Annotated in this window: 18 protein-coding genes; 17 read left to right on the top strand and 1 reads right to left on the bottom strand. The window is 33.2% G+C overall.

Annotated elements, in window-relative coordinates; all coding sequences use genetic code 11:
• Positions 1 to 17 precede the first annotated feature (17 nt).
• The 16 genes from codY (at position 18) to IEU88_RS07440 (ending at position 20,199) form a co-directional block, all read left to right on the top strand.
• Positions 18 to 791: a GTP-sensing pleiotropic transcriptional regulator CodY gene (gene codY, locus IEU88_RS07515; RefSeq protein WP_096810087.1), complete on the top strand. Its 774-nt coding sequence runs from the start codon at positions 18 to 20 to the stop codon at positions 789 to 791.
• Between the two features lie 403 nt (positions 792 to 1,194).
• On the top strand, positions 1,195 to 1,986 hold the full coding sequence (rpsB, locus tag IEU88_RS07510) for a 30S ribosomal protein S2 (protein ID WP_096810084.1): 792 nt from the start codon (positions 1,195 to 1,197) through the stop codon (positions 1,984 to 1,986).
• Positions 1,987 to 2,079: 93 nt separating this feature from the next.
• Positions 2,080 to 2,958 (top strand): translation elongation factor Ts, encoded by an 879-nt coding sequence (gene tsf, locus IEU88_RS07505; RefSeq protein WP_096810082.1) that lies wholly within the window; start codon positions 2,080 to 2,082, stop codon positions 2,956 to 2,958.
• A 133-nt stretch (positions 2,959 to 3,091) separates the two neighbouring features.
• Complete coding sequence (gene pyrH / locus IEU88_RS07500) at positions 3,092 to 3,814, top strand: UMP kinase (protein ID WP_096810080.1); 723 nt, start codon at positions 3,092 to 3,094, stop codon at positions 3,812 to 3,814.
• Positions 3,815 to 3,831: 17 nt separating this feature from the next.
• Positions 3,832 to 4,386, top strand: coding sequence for a ribosome recycling factor (gene frr / locus IEU88_RS07495; RefSeq protein ID WP_096810078.1), 555 nt, complete (start codon positions 3,832 to 3,834; stop codon positions 4,384 to 4,386).
• Positions 4,387 to 4,616: 230 nt separating this feature from the next.
• Positions 4,617 to 5,381, top strand: coding sequence for an undecaprenyl pyrophosphate synthase (gene uppS / locus IEU88_RS07490; protein WP_096810076.1), 765 nt, complete (start codon positions 4,617 to 4,619; stop codon positions 5,379 to 5,381).
• A gap of 17 nt (positions 5,382 to 5,398) precedes the next feature.
• Positions 5,399 to 6,175 carry a phosphatidate cytidylyltransferase gene (locus tag IEU88_RS07485; RefSeq protein ID WP_096810073.1) on the top strand — a complete coding sequence of 259 codons (777 nt, stop codon included), beginning with the start codon at positions 5,399 to 5,401 and terminating at the stop codon, positions 6,173 to 6,175.
• 302 nt (positions 6,176 to 6,477) lie between these two features.
• The gene (gene rseP / locus IEU88_RS07480) at positions 6,478 to 7,764 is read left to right on the top strand and encodes an RIP metalloprotease RseP (protein ID WP_103373307.1); all 1,287 of its coding nucleotides are present in this window, start codon (positions 6,478 to 6,480) and stop codon (positions 7,762 to 7,764) included.
• 15 nt (positions 7,765 to 7,779) lie between these two features.
• Positions 7,780 to 9,480: a proline--tRNA ligase gene (locus IEU88_RS07475; RefSeq protein ID WP_096810069.1), complete on the top strand. Its 1,701-nt coding sequence runs from the start codon at positions 7,780 to 7,782 to the stop codon at positions 9,478 to 9,480.
• Between the two features lie 425 nt (positions 9,481 to 9,905).
• Entirely contained in the window at positions 9,906 to 14,216 is a 4,311-nt protein-coding gene (locus IEU88_RS07470) for a PolC-type DNA polymerase III (protein WP_103372851.1), read from the top strand.
• A gap of 211 nt (positions 14,217 to 14,427) precedes the next feature.
• On the top strand, positions 14,428 to 14,895 hold the full coding sequence (gene rimP, locus IEU88_RS07465; RefSeq protein WP_096810067.1) for a ribosome maturation factor RimP: 468 nt from the start codon (positions 14,428 to 14,430) through the stop codon (positions 14,893 to 14,895).
• 23 nt (positions 14,896 to 14,918) lie between these two features.
• Positions 14,919 to 16,139 (top strand): transcription termination factor NusA, encoded by a 1,221-nt coding sequence (gene nusA / locus IEU88_RS07460; RefSeq protein WP_096810065.1) that lies wholly within the window; start codon positions 14,919 to 14,921, stop codon positions 16,137 to 16,139.
• 15 nt (positions 16,140 to 16,154) lie between these two features.
• Positions 16,155 to 16,439: an RNase P modulator RnpM gene (gene rnpM / locus IEU88_RS07455; RefSeq protein WP_096810063.1), complete on the top strand. Its 285-nt coding sequence runs from the start codon at positions 16,155 to 16,157 to the stop codon at positions 16,437 to 16,439.
• On the top strand, positions 16,436 to 16,753 hold the full coding sequence (locus IEU88_RS07450; RefSeq protein ID WP_096810062.1) for a L7Ae/L30e/S12e/Gadd45 family ribosomal protein: 318 nt from the start codon (positions 16,436 to 16,438) through the stop codon (positions 16,751 to 16,753). Before rnpM ends, IEU88_RS07450 begins: the two co-directional genes overlap by 4 nt.
• A 4-nt stretch (positions 16,754 to 16,757) precedes the next feature.
• Positions 16,758 to 18,860 (top strand): translation initiation factor IF-2, encoded by a 2,103-nt coding sequence (gene infB, locus IEU88_RS07445; RefSeq protein ID WP_096810060.1) that lies wholly within the window; start codon positions 16,758 to 16,760, stop codon positions 18,858 to 18,860.
• A gap of 343 nt (positions 18,861 to 19,203) precedes the next feature.
• Positions 19,204 to 20,199 (top strand): hypothetical protein, encoded by a 996-nt coding sequence (locus IEU88_RS07440; protein ID WP_103372850.1) that lies wholly within the window; start codon positions 19,204 to 19,206, stop codon positions 20,197 to 20,199.
• 73 nt (positions 20,200 to 20,272) lie between these two features.
• Here IEU88_RS07440 and IEU88_RS07435 read toward each other — a convergent pair whose 3' ends face one another.
• Positions 20,273 to 21,145, bottom strand: coding sequence for an HTH domain-containing protein (locus IEU88_RS07435; RefSeq protein ID WP_107644043.1), 873 nt, complete (start codon positions 21,143 to 21,145; stop codon positions 20,273 to 20,275).
• Positions 21,146 to 21,818: 673 nt separating this feature from the next.
• On the opposite strand from IEU88_RS07435, the gene rbfA reads away from it, so the two are divergent.
• Positions 21,819 to 22,163: a 30S ribosome-binding factor RbfA gene (gene rbfA / locus IEU88_RS07430; RefSeq protein ID WP_096810056.1), complete on the top strand. Its 345-nt coding sequence runs from the start codon at positions 21,819 to 21,821 to the stop codon at positions 22,161 to 22,163.
• Positions 22,164 to 22,236 lie beyond the last annotated feature (73 nt).

Here is a 22,236-nt window from a genome sequence, read left to right as displayed (position 1 = left end):
TAAAAAGGAGTAGGAATATGAGCTTATTATCGAAAACTAGAGAATTAAATACACTTTTGCAAAAACATAAAGGTATTGCTGTAGATTTTAAAGACGTAGCACAAACGATAAGTAGCGTAACGGTAACGAATGTTTTTATCGTATCAAGAAAAGGGAAAATTTTAGGATCAAGTTTAAATGAACTTCTAAAAAATGAACGTATTATTCAAATGTTAGAAAACCGACATATACCTGTTGAATATACAGATAAATTGATGGATGTAAAAGAAACGCAATCTAACATTGGCATAGAAAGTGATTTATCAGTATTCCCACCTGAAAATAAAGACGTGTTTAAAGATAGTAAATCAACAATCTTTCCAATATTAGGTGGTGGAGAAAGATTGGGGACATTAGTGCTTGGGCGTGTACAAGATGATTTTTCTGAAAATGACTTAGTGTTAGGTGAATACGCTGCTACAGTTATCGGTATGGAAATATTACGTGAAAAACACAATGAAGTTGAGCAAGAAGCGCGAGATAAAGCAGCAATAAATATGGCGATTAATTCACTATCCTATTCAGAAAGCGAAGCAATTGAACACATTTTTGAAGAATTAGGCGGTAAAGAAGGTTTATTGATTGCTTCAAAAGTAGCAGACAGAGTAGGGATTACACGTTCTGTTATTGTAAATGCTTTGCGTAAATTAGAAAGTGCAGGCGTTATTGAATCCCGTTCATTAGGCATGAAAGGAACATTCATTAAAGTTAAAAAAGAAAAATTCTTAGATGAATTAGAAAGAATTAAATAATTCATCACAAAGCGAGCGCTCGGGATAAAGCTTATGTTGAATTTGCTCCTTGAAAGGCGATATGAACCAAGTTTATGTATAAGAGACATTTTTGGGTCAGTTTTTCGAGAAAGGACGTCTTTAAAAATTACCCCCAAAGAGTTGAGTAAGCATCATATCAGGCCTATTTGACATTCATTCATAACATAATAAGTGGCTGAGACATAAACTAACCGCTCAGCCACTTATTAATGAGAAATTGTAAACTGAACTATTGCTTTATACGTATAGGTATGATATATTTATTCACGGCTATAAAGCCAATACGCACACGAAAAGCAGAAGTATAAAGGGTGCGATATTAAATTATCGTGTTTATATGAGCTTTTTGTGGAGGTAAAAAACCAGTAGGAGGATTTTAATTATGGCAGTAATTTCAATGAAACAATTACTAGAAGCAGGCGTTCACTTCGGTCACCAAACACGCCGTTGGAACCCAAAAATGAAAAGATACATTTTCACTGAAAGAAATGGTATCTATATTATCGACTTACAAAAAACAGTGAAAAAAGTTGAAGAAGCGTACAACTTCATGAAACAAATTTCAGAAGATGGCGGAAAAGTTTTATTCGTTGGTACGAAAAAACAAGCACAAGAATCAGTTAAAGCTGAAGCAGAACGTGCAGGTCAATTCTACGTTAACCAAAGATGGTTAGGTGGAATTTTAACTAACTATAAAACAATTTCAAAACGTATTAATCGTATTTCTGAAATTGAAAAAATGGAAGAAGATGGCTTATTCGAAGTATTACCTAAAAAAGAAGTTGTAGAACTTAGAAAAGAATATGACCGTTTAATTAAATTCTTAGGCGGAATTCGTGATATGAAATCTATGCCTCAAGCATTATTTGTAGTTGACCCTCGTAAAGAGCGCAACGCAATTGCTGAAGCACGTAAATTACACATCCCAATCGTTGGTATTGTGGATACTAACTGTGATCCAGATGAAATCGATTATGTTATCCCTGCAAACGATGATGCTATCCGTGCCGTTAAATTATTAACTGGTAAAATGGCAGATGCAATCTTAGAAGGTCAACAAGGTGTATCAAATGAAGAAGTAGCTGCAGAACAAAATATTGATTTGAATGAATCAAAAGAAGAAGCTACTGAAGCAGAAACAACTGAAGAAAACACTTCTGTTGAATCAAACTAAGAATAATGTAAAATGGGTGATAAGATATTTAAGCTTATCACCTTTTTTTAAAATAAATATAATAAAATTTATTAAATAATGGAGGAATACGAAATGGCAATTTCAGCTAAACTTGTAAAAGAATTACGTGAAAAAACTGGCGCTGGCATGATGGACTGTAAAAAAGCGTTAACAGAAACTGACGGTGACATCGATAAAGCAATTGATTTCCTACGGGAAAAAGGTATTGCAAAAGCAGCTAAAAAAGCTGACCGTATTGCGGCAGAAGGTTTAGTACACGTTGAAGAAAGAGGTAATGAAGCAGCAATTGTAGAAATTAATTCTGAAACTGACTTCGTAGCACGTAACGAAGGTTTCCAAGAGTTAGTCAAAGAAATTGCTATCCAAATTTTAGATACTAAAGTTGAAACTGTAGATGCTTTATTGGAAACAGAATTAGCTGACGGTAAAAGTGTTGACCAACGTATGAAAGAAGCAATCTCTACAATCGGTGAAAAATTAAGTATCCGTCGTTTTGCTGTGAGAACAAAATCTGACAATGATGCATTTGGTTCTTATTTACACATGGGTGGCCGTATCGGTGTGTTAACAGTTGTTGAAGGTACAACGGATGGCGATGCTGCTAAAGATGTTGCAATGCATATTGCTGCAATCAATCCTAAATACGTTTCATCAGAACAAGTTAACGAAGATGAAATCGCTCATGAAAAAGAAGTTTTAAAACAACAAGCATTAAACGAAGGTAAACCAGAAAAAATTGTTGAAAAAATGGTTGAAGGCCGTTTACGTAAATATTTACAAGAAATTTGTGCAGTTGACCAAAACTTTGTTAAAGATCCTGACCAAACAGTTGAAGCTTTCTTGAAATCAAAAGGTGGAAAACTAGTTGACTTCGTACGTTATGAAGTAGGCGAAGGTATGGAAAAACGTGAAGAAAACTTTGCTGACGAAGTAAAAGGACAAATGAAATAATTTTTCATAGTTTGAACAAGAAAGAAGACACCTTTTGTGCGCCGTATGAAAGATTTACTTTTATATTGGAAGGCCTACTGTGTCTTCTTTACTTGTATCAAATACATATTTTTACAATAGAGAGGATAAGACAATGGCTCAAACTTCTAAATATAAACGTGTCGTTTTAAAATTAAGTGGTGAAGCGCTCGCAGGCGATGATGGATTTGGAATTAACCCGATTATTATTAAAAGTGTTGCTCAACAAGTAGCTGAAGTTGCAAAAATGGATTGTGAGATTGCAGTTATTGTTGGTGGAGGTAATATTTGGAGAGGTAAAACGGGTAGTGACCTCGGTATGGACCGTGGTACTGCAGATTATATGGGCATGTTGGCTACTGTTATGAATGCTTTAGCGCTACAAGATAGCCTAGAGCAATTAGATTGTGATACACGTGTTTTAACATCCATCGAAATGAAACAAGTTGCAGAACCATACATTCGTCGACGCGCAATCAGACACCTAGAGAAAAAACGGGTTGTCATTTTTGCAGCTGGAATAGGAAATCCATATTTCTCTACTGACACTACTGCTGCTTTACGTGCTGCTGAAGTGGAAGCAGATGTTATCTTAATGGGTAAAAATAATGTTGATGGCGTTTATTCTGCAGACCCTAAAGTAGACGAAAACGCAGTAAAATATGAACACTTAACGCATATTCAAATGCTTCAAGAAGGTTTACAAGTCATGGACTCGACAGCATCTTCGTTCTGTATGGATAACAATATTCCATTAAATGTATTTTCTATAACAGAAGAAGGTAATATTAAACGTGCTGTTATGGGTGAAAAAATAGGAACATTAATTACAAAATAATTTAGAGGTGTATGAAAATGAGTGACATAATTAATGACACGAAAACAAAAATGAAAAAATCGATTGACAGTTTATCTAGAGAACTAGCAAATATCAGTGCGGGTAGAGCAAATTCAAACTTGCTAAATGGCGTTACAGTAGATTATTATGGTGCACCTACGCCAGTTCAACAACTTGCTAGTATTAGTGTGCCAGAAGCACGTCTTTTAGTCATTTCTCCATATGACAAATCATCTGTTGGTAATATTGAAAAAGCAATTAATGCAGCAAACTTAGGCGTCAACCCATCCAACGATGGCGAAATTATTCGTATAAGTATACCTGCCTTAACAGAAGAACGCCGTAAAGAACTTGTAAAAGAAGTTAAAAAAATTGGTGAAGATTCTAAAGTTGCAGTTAGGAATGTGCGCCGTGATTCAAATGATGAGCTTAAAAAGCAAGAAAAAAACGGTGACATCACTGAAGATGACTTAAGAACTCAAACTAATGAAGTTCAAAAAATAACTGACGATTCTATAAAAGACATTGATAAATTATTAGAAGAAAAAGAACAAGATATTATGTCAGTATAAACATGGTAATGATGATATGACTTCAAATCAACAGTAGGCATAAACTTTTTAATACTTGAGATTTGAAAAGAAGCATATTATAAATTTATCTGAACTGTATCAAATCAGACTTTGGTACAGTTTTTTTATTTGTTTATTCATTGCGCTTATCTAGTATGATAAAATGGTAGATAATTGCATTTAAAACCTATTAATAATAAGCAGAGATGATAACGCTCGGAGGAAATACCATGTTTAAAAAGTTAAACAAGAAGAAAAAAAACCAGCCTATAGAATCTAATAGTGAAATAGATTTACATAATGTACCTAACCATGTTGCTATCATTATGGACGGTAATGGTCGATGGGCTAAACAAAGGAAATTGCCTAGAATCAAAGGCCATTACCAAGGTATGCAAACAATTAAAAAAATAACTAAAGAAGCTAGTGATTTAGGTATTAAGTACTTAACACTTTACGCGTTTTCAACAGAAAATTGGACGAGACCTAAGAATGAAGTCAATTATATCATGAACTTACCGGTTAACTTTTTAAAAACGTTTTTACCAGAATTAATCGAAAACAATGTCAAAGTTGAAACAATTGGTTTTTTAAAAGAATTGCCAAAAGCAACGCTTGAGGCCATAGATAAAGCGAAAGAAAAGACTAAAACCAATACTGGTTTAAAATTAATTTTTGCAATTAATTACGGTGGACGTGCTGAAATTGTTCACAGTGTAAAATCAATTTATGAGAAATTATCTTCAGAGGGGTCATCCAGTGATCAAATAACCGAACAGATGATTAACGAGTATTTGATGACACATAGTTATCCTGATCCAGACCTTTTAATAAGAACTTCAGGAGAACAACGAATTAGTAACTTTCTTATCTGGCAAGTATCTTACAGTGAATTTATTTTCAATGAAAAATTTTGGCCAGATTTTGATAAAGAAGAATTAATAAACTGTATTAAAATTTATCAATCTCGGCAAAGACGCTTTGGCGGATTATAAATGGTTAGGAGAATAGTATGAAAGTTAGAACTTTAACAGCAATCATAGCACTTATTGTTTTTCTTCCTGTATTGTTAAAGGGTGGCCTTATTTTAATGTTGTTTTCATATTTGTTAGCGTTTATTGGCCTTAAAGAATTGCTGAATATGAATATGATTAAGTTTTTGTCCATTCCAGGAATTATAAGTGCATTAGGTATTTTAATTATTATGTTGCCACACGAAGCTGGAGCATGGGTAAATGATTTTCAATTAAAATCTTTAATAGCAATGAGTTTTATTTTATTAAGTTATACAGTGCTTTCTAAGAATAGATTTAGCTTTATGGATGCCGCATTTTGTCTTATGTCTATCGCTTATGTAGGTATAGGCTTTATGTATCTTTATGAAACGAGATCTGAAGGATTACATTACATACTATTAGCTTTCTTAATCGTTTGGTCTACAGATACTGGTGCTTATATTTTCGGTAGATTAATGGGCAAACATAAATTATGGCCTGTAATCAGTCCTAATAAAACCATTGAAGGTTTTATAGGAGGCATTATTTGTAGTTTAATTGTTCCACTTATTATGATGATTTTTGTGGATTTTGGTATTACGGTTTGGTTATTATTATTATGTACTGTTGTATTGAGCATGTTTGGCCAGTTAGGCGATTTAGTAGAATCAGGTTTTAAACGCCATTTTGGCGTGAAAGATTCTGGCCGAATTTTACCCGGTCATGGTGGTATATTAGATCGTTTCGATAGTTTTATGTTTGTGTTACCACTTTTAAACATTTTCTTAATTTAAGTGATTTTACAAGAAAAGATGTGCTTTTAAAATTGTATAATCGTAAAATCAAGGAGTTAATAAATTAAATACTGATTATATTATCAGTGATTTGATTTTTTAACTCCTTTTCACAAACAAAGATAATATAAAGTATTTATGTCACAAAAGCAGTATTATTTTCTTAATACTGTTTCAAGTTATGTGTATCAGTTAGTACTGTTATGTTATAATTTTATAATCAAAAGTAATATATCGCTCTATAGATTATAATAAATTACAAATAATGGAACAATTTTTCGGAAAATATGAGGTGTATCAATTTGAGTTTTCTAGTGACAATCATTTCTTTTATAATCGTCTTCGGTATTCTTGTAACAGTTCATGAATACGGTCATATGTTTTTTGCTAAAAGAGCTGGCATCATGTGCCCAGAATTTGCAATTGGGATGGGGCCTAAAATTTTTAGTTTCAGGAAAAATGAAACGCTATATACCATCCGTTTGCTGCCTGTTGGGGGTTACGTACGAATGGCAGGAGATGGATTGGAAGAACCCCCCGTTCAACCGGGCATGCATGTTAAAATAAAGCTAAATGATAAAGATGAGATTACACATATCATTCTAGACGACCAACATAAATTTCAACAAATCGAAGCAATTGAAGTAAAACAATGTGATTTTAAAGAAGATTTATTTATTGAAGGTGTAACGGCATATGATCAAGAAAGACATCGTTACCATATAGCGAATAAAGCTTATTTTGTAGAAAATGGTAGCTTAATTCAAATTGCGCCAAGAAATCGTCAATTTACACACAAAAAACCTTATCAAAAATTCTTGACGTTATTTGCGGGTCCGTTGTTTAATTTCTTGCTTACATTAGTATTATTTATTGGCTTGGCTTATTACCAAGGAACGCCAACGAATATAGTTGACGAAGTAGCCAAAGATGCGCCAGCAGCTCAAGCAGGTTTGCAATCGGGAGACAAGATTGTAAAAATCGATCATCATTCTATCGATAGTAAATCTGATATTGATAATGCAGTATCACAGATAAAAAACAACAATACGCAAATAAAAGTAGAACGTGATGGTAAAACAGAAACATTACAAGTGAAACCTAAAAAGGTAGAACAAAAACTTACCAAAACACATTCAGAAACCAAATATTTATTAGGTTATACTGCAACAACTGAACACACGTTATTTAAACCGATTGTGTCGGGCGTAGAGCGTTCGTTAGAAGCAGGAAAATTGATATTTACTGCGATTTTAAGTATGATTGCGAGTATTTTTACGGGTCAATTCTCTTTCGACATGCTCAATGGACCAGTTGGAATTTATCACACTGTCGACTCTGTAGTTAAGACTGGTATTATTAATTTAATTTCTTGGACTGCATTACTAAGTGTGAATTTAGGTTTAATGAACTTATTACCAATTCCAGCACTGGATGGCGGTCGTATCTTATTTGTTATTTATGAAGCTATTTTCAGAAAACCACTTAACAAAAAAGCTGAAACTACGATTATTGCTATAGGTGCAGTATTTGTATTAATTGTTATGGTATTAGTTACATGGAATGATATTCAACGTTATTTCTTATAAAAGGAGAGCATTTAAATGAAACAATCTAAAGTATTTATACCAACGATGAAAGAAGTACCAGCTGCTGCTGAAGCTTTAAGTCATCGACTTCTGTTAAAAGCAGGTTTGATTAAACAAAGCACAAGTGGAATTTATAGTTATTTACCACTTGCTACAAAGGTTTTAAATCATATTGAAACGATTGTAAGAGAAGAAATGGAACGCATCGATGCTGTTGAAATTTTAATGCCAGCATTACAAAAAGCAGAGCTATGGGAAGAATCAGGTCGTTGGGATGCATATGGCCCAGAATTAATGCGTTTGCAAGATCGTCATGGCCGTGAATTCGCGCTTGGACCAACACATGAAGAGCTTGTGACTTCTGTTGTAAGAGATGAACTTAAATCATATAAACAATTACCACTTACATTATTCCAAATACAATCTAAATATAGAGATGAAAAACGTCCACGTTTTGGTTTACTTCGTGGTCGTGAATTTATCATGAAAGACGCTTATTCATTTCATGCAGATGAGACATCGTTAGATGAAACATATCAAGATATGTACAATGCTTACGCGCGTATATTTAAACGTGTTGGTATCAACGCTCGTCCGGTGGTTGCTGATTCTGGAGCAATTGGTGGCAGCCATACGCATGAGTTTATGGCATTAAGTGAAATTGGTGAAGATACAATCGTATACAGCGAAAATAGTGACTATGCTGCTAATATTGAAAAAGCAGAAGTCATTTATCATCCAAATGAGAAACATGTTGAAATTGCTGAATTAACAAAAATAGAAACGCCTCAAGTTCATACTGCGCAAGAATTAGCCACATTTTTAAACAAACCATTGGATGAGATTATCAAGTCTATGGTATTTAATGTTGATGGTGAATTTATTATGATACTCGTTCGTGGTCATCATGAAATTAATGACGTTAAATTAAAAGCATATTTTGAAACAGATCATATTCAATTAGCTACTGAAGATGAAATAAAAAATCTATTAGGTGCTTCACCAGGTTCACTTGGACCAGTTTTTGACAAGGATATCAAAATCTATGCAGATCATTTTATAAAAGATTTAAATAACATGGTTGTAGGTGCAAATGAGGATGGTTACCATTTATTAAACGCTAATGTTGGTCGCGATTTTGAAATAGATGCTTATGGTGATTTTAGGTTTATTTTAGAAGGTGAACAGCTAGCAGACGGATCTGGTGTTGCTAACTTTGCAGAAGGCATAGAAGTTGGGCAAGTATTTAAACTTGGCACTAAATATTCCGAAGCAATGAACGCTACATTTTTAGATAACCAAGGCAAGGCCAAACCATTATTAATGGGGTGTTATGGCGTAGGTATTTCTAGAACGCTAAGTGCTATTGTAGAGCAAAATAACGATGACAATGGAATAATCTGGCCAAAATCTGTGACACCTTTTGATTTACATTTGATTACAATCAACCCTAAAAAAGAGGAGCAACGTGAATTAGGCGATCAATTGTACGCACAATTAAAAGAGAATTATGATGTGCTTTATGATGACCGAAAAGAACGTGCAGGTGTTAAGTTTAATGATGCAGATTTAATTGGTTTACCAATTCGAGTAGTTGTCGGTAAAAACGCAGCTGAAGGTGTCGTTGAAGTTAAGCGTCGGGATTCAGGTGAAAGTGAAGATGTCCAAATAGATAATTTAAGTCATTATGTCAATGAATTATATAAGAATTTATAATACAAAGATATATGATGTTTATTGGAAAAGTTACTACACTAAATAGACATATAAATAAACAACTAACAATGATTCATCCAGTATATCTGGCGTGGCGTTCATGTATTAAAAATATATGAAAATATGACGTGATTACTGACTGATTTAAAGTTAATTTTGGCCAAAAAATTTGTGAACACGGCTAACGAATCAGGGGGGCGGGAATACGAAATCAATTTAGAAATTTTGATTTCAATCTCGCTCCCATTTGTTATTATTTATTATAATGGTATATAGTTTAAGTTTAAGTATTAGAAATCCAATCTTTTCCGTTATATTATAGAGAATGTAAAAAATACATACGCCGATATTTGCTGATATTTAAAGTGAATATTAAAAACAGGAAACGTAGTGTAATTATTAGTAAGGTGGTTATCGTCTTGTCAATGACAAATCAGGAAAAATTTAAAATCCTAGCTGACCAAATAAAAATTGCAGACCATTTGGACCCAGAAATTTTAGAACAAAGTGAATTAACACGTGTAGATGTTAAAACGACCGACCGAACTTGGGTATTTCAGATAACATTTCCATACTTTTTATCTATAGAAGATTATCTATTATTCAAACATGCAATCACTGAAGAATTTAAAACAATAGCTAAAGTAGATTGCAATTTCACGATAACGAATAAGGCGAATCAAGATGAATATGCAATGAAATACTTTAGCCACTGTATTGATCAAACTAAATTATCACCAAAAGTAAAAGGGCAACTTAAACAAAAACGTTTGATTATGTCAGGAGATGTCATCAAAGTTATGTGTCAAAATGATATAGAACGTGATCACTTTGACAAAGCTTGTAATGGCAGTTTGATTAAAGCCTTTCAACAATGTGGATTTGCTATTAGTAGAATATTATTTGAAACAGATAATGCATCTAACGGTGACGATTTAGCATCACTCGAAGCTCATATTCAACAAGAAGATGAGCAAAGTGCACGTGAAGCTACAGAGAAATTAGAAAAAATGAAAGCTGAAAAAGCAAAACAACAAGATAATAACGAAAGCACTGTCGCTAAATGTCAAATTGGAAAACCAATTCAAATAGAAAATGTAAAACCTATTGAATCCATCATAGAAGAAGAATTTAAAGTTGCAGTAGAAGGTGTTATCTTTGATATCAACTTAAAAGAACTAAAAAGTGGACGCCATATTGTAGAGTTGAAAGTTACAGACTATACAGATTCTTTAGTGCTAAAAATGTTTACTAGAAAAAACAAAGACGATTTAGCGCATTTTAAAGCTTTAAGTGTAGGTAAATGGGTTCGCGCTCAAGGTCGAATAGAAGAAGATTCTTTTGTGCGTGACTTAGTAATGATGATGTCTGATATTGAAGAAATCAAGAAAGCAGTTAAACAAGATAAAGCTGAAGAAAAACGCGTTGAATTCCATTTACATTCTTCGATGAGCCAGATGGACGGCATACCTAATATAAGTGCATATGTAGATCAAGCTGCAAAATGGGGTCATAAAGCTATAGCAGTTACTGATCATAATGTTGTACAAGCATTTCCAGATGCGCATGCTGCTGCAGAAAAAAATGGTATTAAAATGATTTATGGCATGGAAGGTATGTTGGTAGATGATGGTGTACCTATCGCTTATAAGCCACAGGATATAGACTTAAAAACTGCAACATATGTTGTGTTTGACGTTGAGACAACAGGTTTATCTAACCAATACGATAAAATTATTGAACTTGCAGCCGTTAAAGTGAAAGAGGGAGAAATCATTGATAAATTTGAACGTTTCAGTAATCCACATGAACGATTATCTGAAACAATTAAAAATTTAACGCATATTTCTGATGATATGTTAGTAGATGCTCCTGAAATTGAAACAGTACTCACAGAATTTAAAGAATGGGTTGGAGATGCCATCTTTGTAGCCCATAATGCTTCATTCGATATGGGCTTTATCGACACAGGTTATGAAAAAGCTGATCTAGGCGCCTCAACTAACGGTGTGATTGATACGTTGGAATTATCAAGAACGATCAATACAGAGTATGGTAAACATGGCCTAAACTTCTTAGCTAAAAAATATGGTGTAGAATTAACACAACACCATAGAGCGATTTATGATACAGAAGCTACAGCTTACATTTTTATTAAAATGCTAAAACAATTAGAAGAAGCAGAAGTTTCTAATCATCAAGATATCAACACCTCTTTATCTAATGAAGATGCATATAAACGAGCTCGCCCTAACCATGTAACACTTATCGTTCAAAACCAACAGGGACTCAAGAATTTATTTAAAATAGTGAGTGCATCGCTCGTTAAATATTATTATAGAACGCCAAGAATTCCACGTTCACTTTTAGATGAGTATCGTGAAGGTATTCTTGTTGGCTCAGCATGTGATGAAGGAGAAGTTTTCACCGCAGTTATGCAAAAAGATCAGTCACAAGTTGAGAGAATAGCTAAATATTATGATTTTATTGAAGTTCAGCCACCAGCATTGTACCAAGACTTAATAGATAGAGAACTGGTTAGAGATAATAAAACATTGCATGAAATATATGACCGTTTAATCCAAGCTGGTGACGCAAATAATATTCCGGTGATTGCTACGGGTAATGCACATTATTTAAATGAGCATGATGCTATTGCACGTAAAATTTTAATCGCATCCCAGCCTGGTAACCCTTTAAATCGTAGTACATTACCTGAGGCGCATTTTAGAACCACAGATGAAATGTTAGATGAATTACATTTCTTAGGTGAAGAAAAAGCATATGAATTAGTCATTAAAAATACAAATGAATTAGCTGACCGCATCGAACGTGTTGTGCCAATCAAAGATGAATTGTATACACCACGTATGGAAGGTGCCAACGATGAAATTCGAGAGATGAGTTATTCAAACGCCAGAGCTTTATACGGTGAAGACTTGCCTCAAATTGTCATCGACCGATTAGAAAAAGAATTAGAAAGTATTATCGGGAATGGCTTCTCTGTGATTTATTTAATATCACAAAGACTTGTGAAAAAATCATTAGACGATGGTTATTTAGTAGGTTCCCGTGGTTCAGTCGGTTCAAGCTTTGTAGCGACGATGACTGAAATTACTGAAGTTAACCCACTACCGCCTCACTATATTTGCCCACAGTGTAAACAAAGTGAATTTTTCAATGACGGTTCGGTCGGTTCTGGTTTTGATTTACCAGATAAAAAGTGTGGAACATGTGGTTGTGATTTAATTAAAGAAGGACAAGACATCCCATTCGAAACATTCTTAGGCTTCAAAGGTGATAAAGTACCTGATATTGACTTAAACTTTAGTGGTGAATATCAACCTGAAGCGCATAACTATACAAAAGTATTGTTTGGTGAAGATAAAGTTTTCCGTGCTGGTACGATAGGCACAGTGGCAGAAAAAACAGCATTTGGTTTTGTAAAAGGCTTTTTAAACGACCAAGGTATTCATAAAAGAGGAGCCGAAGTAGATAGATTAGTTAAAGGGTGTACTGGTGTCAAACGTACGACTGGACAGCATCCAGGGGGCATTATCGTTGTTCCAGACTATATGGATATTTACGACTTTACACCCGTTCAATTTCCAGCAGATGATCAATCATCTGCGTGGATGACAACACATTTTGACTTCCACTCAATACATGATAATGTCCTAAAACTTGATATTTTAGGTCACGATGACCCAACGATGATTCGTATGTTACAAGATTTATCTGGTATCGATCCTAAAACAATCCCTGTTGATGATAAAGAAACAATGGGTATCTTTAGTTCTCCAGAACCATTAGGCGTGACCTCAGAACAAATTTTATGTAAAACAGGCACTTTTGGCGTGCCTGAGTTTGGTACAGGGTTTGTGCGACAAATGTTGGAAGATACGAAACCGACGACTTTTTCAGAATTAGTTAGGATTTCTGGTTTGTCACATGGTACAGATGTGTGGCTAGGTAATGCGCAAGATTTAATTCGTTCAGGTACTTGTGACTTATCGAGTGTAATTTGTTGTCGTGACGATATTATGGTTTATTTAATGTATAATGGCTTGGAGCCTTCATTAGCATTTAAGACTATGGAGTTTGTTCGTAAAGGTAGAGGCCTTACCGATGATATGGTAGAAGCAATGGTAGACAATGAAGTGCCAGATTGGTATTTAGATTCATGTAGAAAAATTAAATACATGTTCCCTAAAGCCCATGCTGCAGCTTACGTACTAATGGCAGTACGTATCGCTTATTTCAAAGTGCACTATCCACTTTATTATTATGCTAGCTATTTTACAGTTCGTGCATCTGATTTTGATTTATTATCAATGATTAAAGATAAAGACGGCATCAGAAACACTGTAAATGATATGTATTCACGTTATATGGATTTAGCTAAAAAAGAAAAAGATACTTTAACTGTACTAGAAATCATGAATGAAATGGCTCAACGTGGTTACCGTATGCAGCCAATCAGCTTAGAAAAAAGTAAAGCGTTTGATTTTATAATTGAAGATGATAGTTTGATCCCACCATTTATATCTGTGCCTGGATTAGGTGAAAACGTTGCGAAAAGAATTGTTGAAGCACGTGAAGAAGGTCCATTTTTATCTAAGGAAGATTTGAATAAAAAAGCTGGTTTATCACAAAAAGTTATTGAATATTTAGATGAACTAGGTTCATTACCAAACTTACCAGATAAAGCACAATTATCTATATTTGATATGTAAAAGTGCAAGTAATAAATGGTATTTAAGTATTAAATGCAAGTTTAAAGGAAAGCCGTGTGATGTTTAGCTATCATCCCATATGTGAAAAGATATAGTTGTTTGTATAGAAAATAAACATATGGTATAATAATGTTGCTTAAAAAATTAGACTCAGGCAGGAAGAGTGGGCGTTATACCCGCTCTTTTCTATTTGCCAAAAAAGGAGGTCAGTATGAGTAAAGTAACTGAGCAAGTTGAATCAATCATTCAACCCGTCCTTGACGACTTAAATTTTGAATTAGTAGAAGTCGAATACACAAAAGAAGGTAAGGATCGCTTCTTGAGAGTATCTATTGATAAAGAAGGTGGCGTCGATTTAAATGATTGCGCCTTAGCATCTGAAAAAATCAGTGAAATGATGGATGCAGAAGATCCTATTCAGGAAATGTATTACTTAGATGTGGCTTCTCCAGGTGCCGAAAGACCTATAAAAAAAGAAAAAGATTTCCAAAATGCCGTTTCAAAACCCGTTTTTGTTTCTTTATATGCGCCAATTGAAGGTGGGAAAGAGTGGTTAGGTATTTTAAAAGAGGTAACAAGTGAAACGATTACTATGGAAGTTAAAGAAAAGTCAAAAACAAAGCAAGTTGAAATTCCAAGAAATAAAATCGCTAAAGCACGTCATGCTGTAATGCTTTAATGTGATGAGGAGGATGATAAGCCGTGTCAAGTAATGAATTATTATTAGCTACAGAATATTTAGAAAAAGAAAAAAAGATTCCAAGAGAAGTTTTAATTGATGCAATTGAAGCAGCACTAATTACTGCTTATAAAAAAAATTACGATAGTGCAAGAAGCGTTCGTGTAGAATTAAACATGGATGAAGGTACTTTCCATGTTATCGCGCGTAAACAAGTTGTAGAAGAAGTGATGGATAATAGAGAAGAAATTGACTTAAGCACAGCTTTAGTTAAAAATCCAGCTTATGAAGTGGGCGATGTTTATGAAGAAGATGTAACGCCTAATGATTTTGGTCGCGTAGGTGCACAAGCTGCTAAACAAGCTGTAATGCAACGTTTACGTGACGCTGAGCGCGAAATATTATACGATGAATTTATCGATAAAGAAGACGATATTGTTAATGGGTTAATAGATAGAGTTGACCATCGTTATGTTTATGTAAATTTAGGACGTACAGAGGCAGTATTGTCTGAAGCTGAAAGAAGCCCTAATGATAGTTACATCCCTAACGAAAGAATCAGAGTATATGTAAATAAAGTAGAACAAACAACAAAAGGGCCGCAAATTTATGTTTCACGCAGTCATCCAGGATTATTAAAACGCTTATTTGAACAAGAAGTCCCGGAAATTTTTGATGGCACAGTAATTGTTAAATCTGTTGCCCGTGAGGCTGGCGATCGTTCTAAAATCAGCGTACATTCTGACAACCCAGATATAGATGCTGTGGGTGCGTGTGTAGGTGCTAAAGGTTCTCGTGTTGAAGCGGTTGTAGAAGAACTCGGTGGCGAAAAAATTGATATCGTTCAATGGAACGAAGATCCAAAAGTATTCGTGAAAAATGCGTTAAGTCCATCTCAAGTTTTACAAGTTATTGTTGATGAAGCAAATCAATCAACTGTTGTAGTTGTGCCAGATTATCAGTTATCATTAGCGATTGGCAAACGTGGCCAAAATGCGCGCTTAGCTGCTAAATTAACTGGTTGGAAAATTGATATTAAATCAGAAACAGACGCTAGAGCTGCAGGTGTTTATCCATCAGAGGAATCAGAAGAAATAGCGGAAAACGAAAACACTGATGAAACTGAAGATAATGATTTAAAAACATACAATGCTGATCCAGAAGCATTCGATACAACAGCTGAATCAGAAACAGAAGTAAAAGATGATGCTGATGTAATTTCTGAAGAAGACACTGAAAAATAATTTGGAGTGAGCTTTATGAAAAAGAAAAAGATTCCAATGCGTAAATGTATACTTTCAAATGAAATGCATCCTAAAAAAGATATGATACGAGTTGTTATTAATAAAGAAGGCAAAATTTTTGCTGATGCTACTGGAAAACAACAAGGGCGTGGTGCTTATGTATCAAAAGATGTTAAATTAGTAGAAGAAGCACAAAAACAAGGTGTTTTAGAAAAATACTTTAAAGTTGATGCTGAAACATTAGACCCAGTGTATAAAGAAATTATACGTCTTATTTATCGTGAAGAGATACCTAAATGACCTTAGAGAAAATCGTAAATTTTTTAGGTTTAGCAATGCGTGCTGGAAAAGTTAAAACAGGTGAGTCAGTCATTTTAAATGACTTAAAGAAAAACAGACTAAAGCTCGTAATTATTGCAACTGATGCTTCTGAAAACACAATAAAAATGTTTCAGAACAAATGTGAAAGTTACCATATATCATTTCGTATATTTGGAACAAGAGCTGAATTAGGACAAGCTTTAGGTAAAGCAGAACGAGTAAACATTGGAATCACTGATCAAGGCTTTGCTAAAAAGCTAGTGTCAATGATTGATGAATATCGTAAGGAGTGACTATATGAGTAAAAAAAGAATTTACGAATACGCCAAAGATTTAAAATTAAAAAGTAGAGATATTATAGATGAATTAAAGAAAATGGACGTTGAGGTAACGAGCCACATGCAAACGTTAGAAGACGACCAAATTAAGGCATTAGATAAAGTATATAAACCTGAACAAGCTAAACAATCAGAGAAATCACAACAACAAGGTCAAAGCCAACAAAAAACGACAAATAATAAACCTAATAAAAAAGACAACACTAGTAATAACCAAAAGCAAAATAATAAAAACAATAAAAAGAATAATAAAAACAACAAAAATAATAAAAAGAATAAGCAAACTAAACAAGAAGAACCAAAAGAAATACCTTCACAAATTACTTATCAAGAAGGTATAACTGTTGGAGAACTTGCAGAAAAAATAAATGTAGATTCATCAGAAATTATTAAAAAATTATTCTTATTAGGCATAATGGCAAATATTAACCAATCATTAGATGATGAAACTTTGGAATTAATCGCTGGTGATTATGGCGTAGAGATTGAAAAAGAAGTTGTAATCGATGAAGAAGATTTATCGATTTACTTTGATGACGAAACAGAAGACGAAGATGCAGTAGAAAGACCTGCAGTTGTTACAATTATGGGTCACGTTGACCACGGTAAAACAACATTATTAGATTCTATTCGTCATACAAAGGTAACAGCAGCAGAAGCTGGTGGTATCACTCAACACATTGGTGCATATCAAATCGAAAATGATGGCAAGAAAATCACATTCCTGGATACACCAGGACACGCAGCTTTTACAACGATGCGTGCGCGTGGTGCACAAGTAACAGACATCACAATTTTAGTAGTAGCGGCGGATGACGGCGTTATGCCACAAACAATCGAAGCCATTAACCATGCTAAAGAAGCTAATGTGCCAACTATAGTAGCGGTTAATAAGGTTGATAAACCAACTGCTAACCCAGACCGTGTTATGCAAGAATTAACAGAGTATGGTTTAATACCTGAAGATTGGGGCGGCGATACAATTTTCGTTCCACTATCTGCATTAAGTGGTGAAGGTATTGAAGATTTACTAGAAATGATTGTATTGACTTCTGAAATGCAAGAATTAAAAGCTAACCCAAGTAAGAAAGCAGTAGGAACAGTGATTGAAGCTGAATTAGATAAATCACGTGGACCTTCTGCATCACTTTTAGTTCAAAATGGTACATTACATGTCGGTGATGCATTAGTTGTTGGTAACACTCACGGTAGAATCCGTGCAATGGTTAACGATTTAGGGCAACGTATTAAATCAGCAAACCCTTCTACACCGGTTGAAATAACAGGCATTCATGATGTGCCTCAAGCAGGCGATCGTTTTGTTGTATTTAAAGACGAAAAACAAGCAAGACGTATCGGTGAAGCACGTCATGAAGCTAATGTATTACAACAACGTCAAGAAAGTAAGAGCGTGTCATTAGATAACCTATTCGAGCAAATGAAACAGGGTGAAATGAAAGATTTAAACGTAATTATTAAAGGTGATGTTCAAGGTTCAGTAGAAGCACTTGCAGCGTCCTTAATGAAAATTGAAGTAGAGGGCGTAAACGTTCGTATTATACACACAGCAGTTGGTGCGATTAACGAATCAGATGTGACATTAGCAAATGCTTCAAACGGTATTATCATCGGCTTTAATGTGAGACCTGACTCTGGAGCAAAACGTGCAGCAGAAGCTGAAGGCGTAGATATGAGATTACATCGTGTAATTTACAGTGTAATTGAAGAAATTGAAGCTGCAATGAAAGGCTTGTTAGACCCAGAATACGAAGAGCAAATCATTGGACAAGCGGAAGTACGTCAAACATTTAAAGTATCAAAAGTTGGTACCATTGCTGGTAGTTATGTTACAGATGGTAAAATTACTAGGAACGCTGGCGTACGTGTTATTCGTGATGGCATTGTGCAATTTGAAGGCGAACTTGACACATTAAAACGTTACAAAGATGATGCTAAAGAAGTAGCACAAGGCTATGAATGTGGTATTACAATTGAGAAATATAATGACTTAAAAGAAGGCGACATTATTGAAGCCTTTGAAATGGTTGAAATTAAAAGATAATTATTAAACAAAAACACGCTATATCAATTAAGACAAATTTCATTATAAAATGATTAATTACCGTGAGCTAAAAATTTATATTAGCTTACGGTCTTTTTATGTTGAATATGTTATCTTGTGGGTAAGAGGTATAATATGCTAATAATACAGTTTTTGAAAATGAGATTAACTCAATATTTTCTCAAATCACTAATTTAATGTTCAAAAATTAAAATTTAAATCCCGTCTTTTTATGATTGTAAATGAGTGTAAAAAATATAGTGAGATTGCTTAATACCTTTAACATAGACACTAGTTGTCTATATACTTAATTAAAATTAAGATAAATAGGAGGTTATAAGTTATGAGTGAATATTTAAAAGAAATCAATGAATTTTGGCAGGAATACATGGCTCAATATAACTCTATTTATGATTTAGATACCTTAAATAAAATGGTAAAAAATAATGACACAACTGCTTTCTTGCACCCACAAGATTTAGCATATTTAAAAAAACATTTTGGGGATAATTTCAGTGAGATACCAAGATTTAAAAAAATGGTTGATTACGCAAATGGAAAAGTTAAAATTAATAAAAACAGACAACGCGTGGTTCAAGAAAATGCAGAAATAAGTCCTGCAATAGCTAGACCTTACTTTGGTAATCCTGAATCAGCAGATATTGTTATATTGAAAAAACAAGCAGAAAACGATTTTAAAATTAATGATCCGAACTTACCAGTAGAAGTAGTATTACGTTATCGCAACAGAGTGTTAAGTGATATTCAAGGTAAATTAAAAATGAATGGTCAAAAAATATTTCTCCCCTACTTGGATAGGCATTGTTGGTTTGAAAAATATTTATATAGCAATGGATCAATCCTAAAGCAATTTAGGATTAATCCTAACAGAGTAATGGTAATGAATTTCTTCCCATATCAAACAGGGCATACAGCAGGATTACCTAAAGATTTTTTAACATTCAACCATTATTTACCCTCACAAGAAATGAATTTTGAACTTATGTTAAAAATTATTAATGATGAAAAACCAAGAATTTATATTGTTAGTGAAGAAGAATTGTTTATATCCATATTTAAAAATTTCGCAGATAGCGAATTGTATCAATACCTTGTAGAAAATTTATTCGTACTTTCTTCTAAACAGAATAGGCATATTACTGTCTGCAATGTGTTAAGTTATAAAGAACATATTACTCGGCTAAGAAAAAAAGAAACATTGAGTAAAACGGATTACTATAATTGGAATAAGCAACAAAAAATAGAACGTGATCAAGGGAATTCTGATTTTATACAAAAGCTAAAAGCGATTCAGCGTCCAGCTGAACTGCTTCATTGATTAAATATTAGTTTGTACAACTTGAAAAAGGTGATTTTCGTTTTTTAAAAATGAAAATCATCCTTTTGCTATTTTAGATATCATAGTTTTTAAATAACGATTTTAATTTAATTTTAAAGTCTTCAACATATTGCGAAGGTTTTAATAAGGTAATTAATTGAGGAAATTCAAGTGCAAGGGTAAAGCATTCTTTTTTTGAAATAATAAGTTCAGCGTTAACATAATTGTCGTCTATATTTGCCGTCATAATTATAAATTGTGATTTTATTTCAGACCAAATTGAATTGTGAATGTTTATAGTGACAGTGGGGGTTTTCATAAAAACGCTATTATCAAAAGATTCATCATGCTGGTAAACGTGATTGATGGAAGTTAAATCATGGATGTGGATGTTGCCATTGTATAAATAAGTAACCCAAAAACGTTTATTGAAGTATCGTGTATAGATTGGGATAACTTTAAATGTCTGGTGATTTATATCGTTGATTGAAATCATTTGATTATTTTCAATAGCGAGTTGAATTTTCAAAATTAAGGTTGATTCAGTTAATTCACGATTAATATGAAATTGATTTAATAAAGTGTTAGACAGTAGCTTTTCTGCTAAATTAGAATGTGCATTTAATCCTAATATCAAATTATATGTATCTTCATGAATATTAGGGGTGAAACTTTTCATTCTAAACAGTAAGTTGAGGATTCTGTGATTTTTAAACTTAAAACGGTCAATTCTAAGACGGTGCCGACCTATATTGTTTTCGTAAACGATTCTGCCATTTAATCCTTCCCATTCTTGATCTTCGTATAAAAAATTATTTATATCACTGAAATCTCTTTGTATTGACCTAATGTTAACGTTAAGGCTTTGTGCTAGTTCTTCTTTACTCAATTTCTTTCCATTTAACAAACGAGTATAAATATAAAGCAATCTCTCTGGTTTATCCAAATATACACGCTCCTAACTAATTTAATAGACAGTCAAATATCTAATTAGCTTAAATTATAACATGTTTCATTTCTATAACGTGTAAAATTTTAAGTGAATAAAAAATAATTATAATTATTTTAGAAATTTTAAAATTTAAATAACGTGCTTGATTAGCGATTTAGAAATATGTATTGTCTTGAAAATGTAATAATGTTTCATTAAAATACAGTTTGGCAATATAAATTGTGCCTAACTGTTGTTATAAAATATAATAACCGATAGGTAATAAAGAAGTATGTTAAAATTACTGACACCATTAACAGTATATAGTTTAAATAAAGCATAAATTGATATCATATTCTTAAATTACAGGGAGAGGCATAAACGCTTTGTCATTTTATAAAACTAGCCTAAGTTAATGTGTCATACAATGGATTCAGATCGCAATATTCTGTTTTTAGAATACTTTAATGATTATGATTAACAAAATAGTAAAAATATGTTTTTGTTTTAGCCACTTATACAAATGTATTAAATAAAATATTTGGATAGAACAGGGAATTATGGCATTATGTCATTTTTCATGAATAAAAAATTGAATGAAATTTGTTTGACGGTATGAAATAAACTGTCATATAATCTGTTAGTAAGGGAAGTATACATGTAGTATGATATATGTGAGGTGAAATTTATGAATATGAGAGCTGAACGCGTTGGCGAACAAATGAAACAAGAAGTTATGGATATCGTTAACAATAAAGTGAAAGACCCAAGAATTGGTTTTCTAACCATTACTGATGTGCAATTAACAAATGATTTATCTATTGCAACAATTTATTTAACTGTACTTGGAAATGACAAACAAATTGAAGATACGTTTAAAGGTTTAGAAAAAGCAAAAGGTTTTATAAAATCTGAAATTGGTTCAAGAATGAGATTAAGAATTGTTCCAGAAATCAAATTTGAGTATGATGAATCAATCGATTACGGAAATAAAATTGAAAGAATGATACAAGATTTACACAAAAATGATTAATATAAGCAAGCTGAAACAGGAAACCTTTAAGGTTGTTGTTTCAGCTTTTTTATGGCCATTTATTTGTTAATAC

The sequence above is a fragment of the Staphylococcus nepalensis genome, assembly GCF_014635045.1.
Taxonomy (GTDB): domain Bacteria; phylum Bacillota; class Bacilli; order Staphylococcales; family Staphylococcaceae; genus Staphylococcus; species Staphylococcus nepalensis.
Note: the sequence above shows the minus strand (reverse complement) of the source record. Positions and strands in the feature narration are given on the sequence as shown.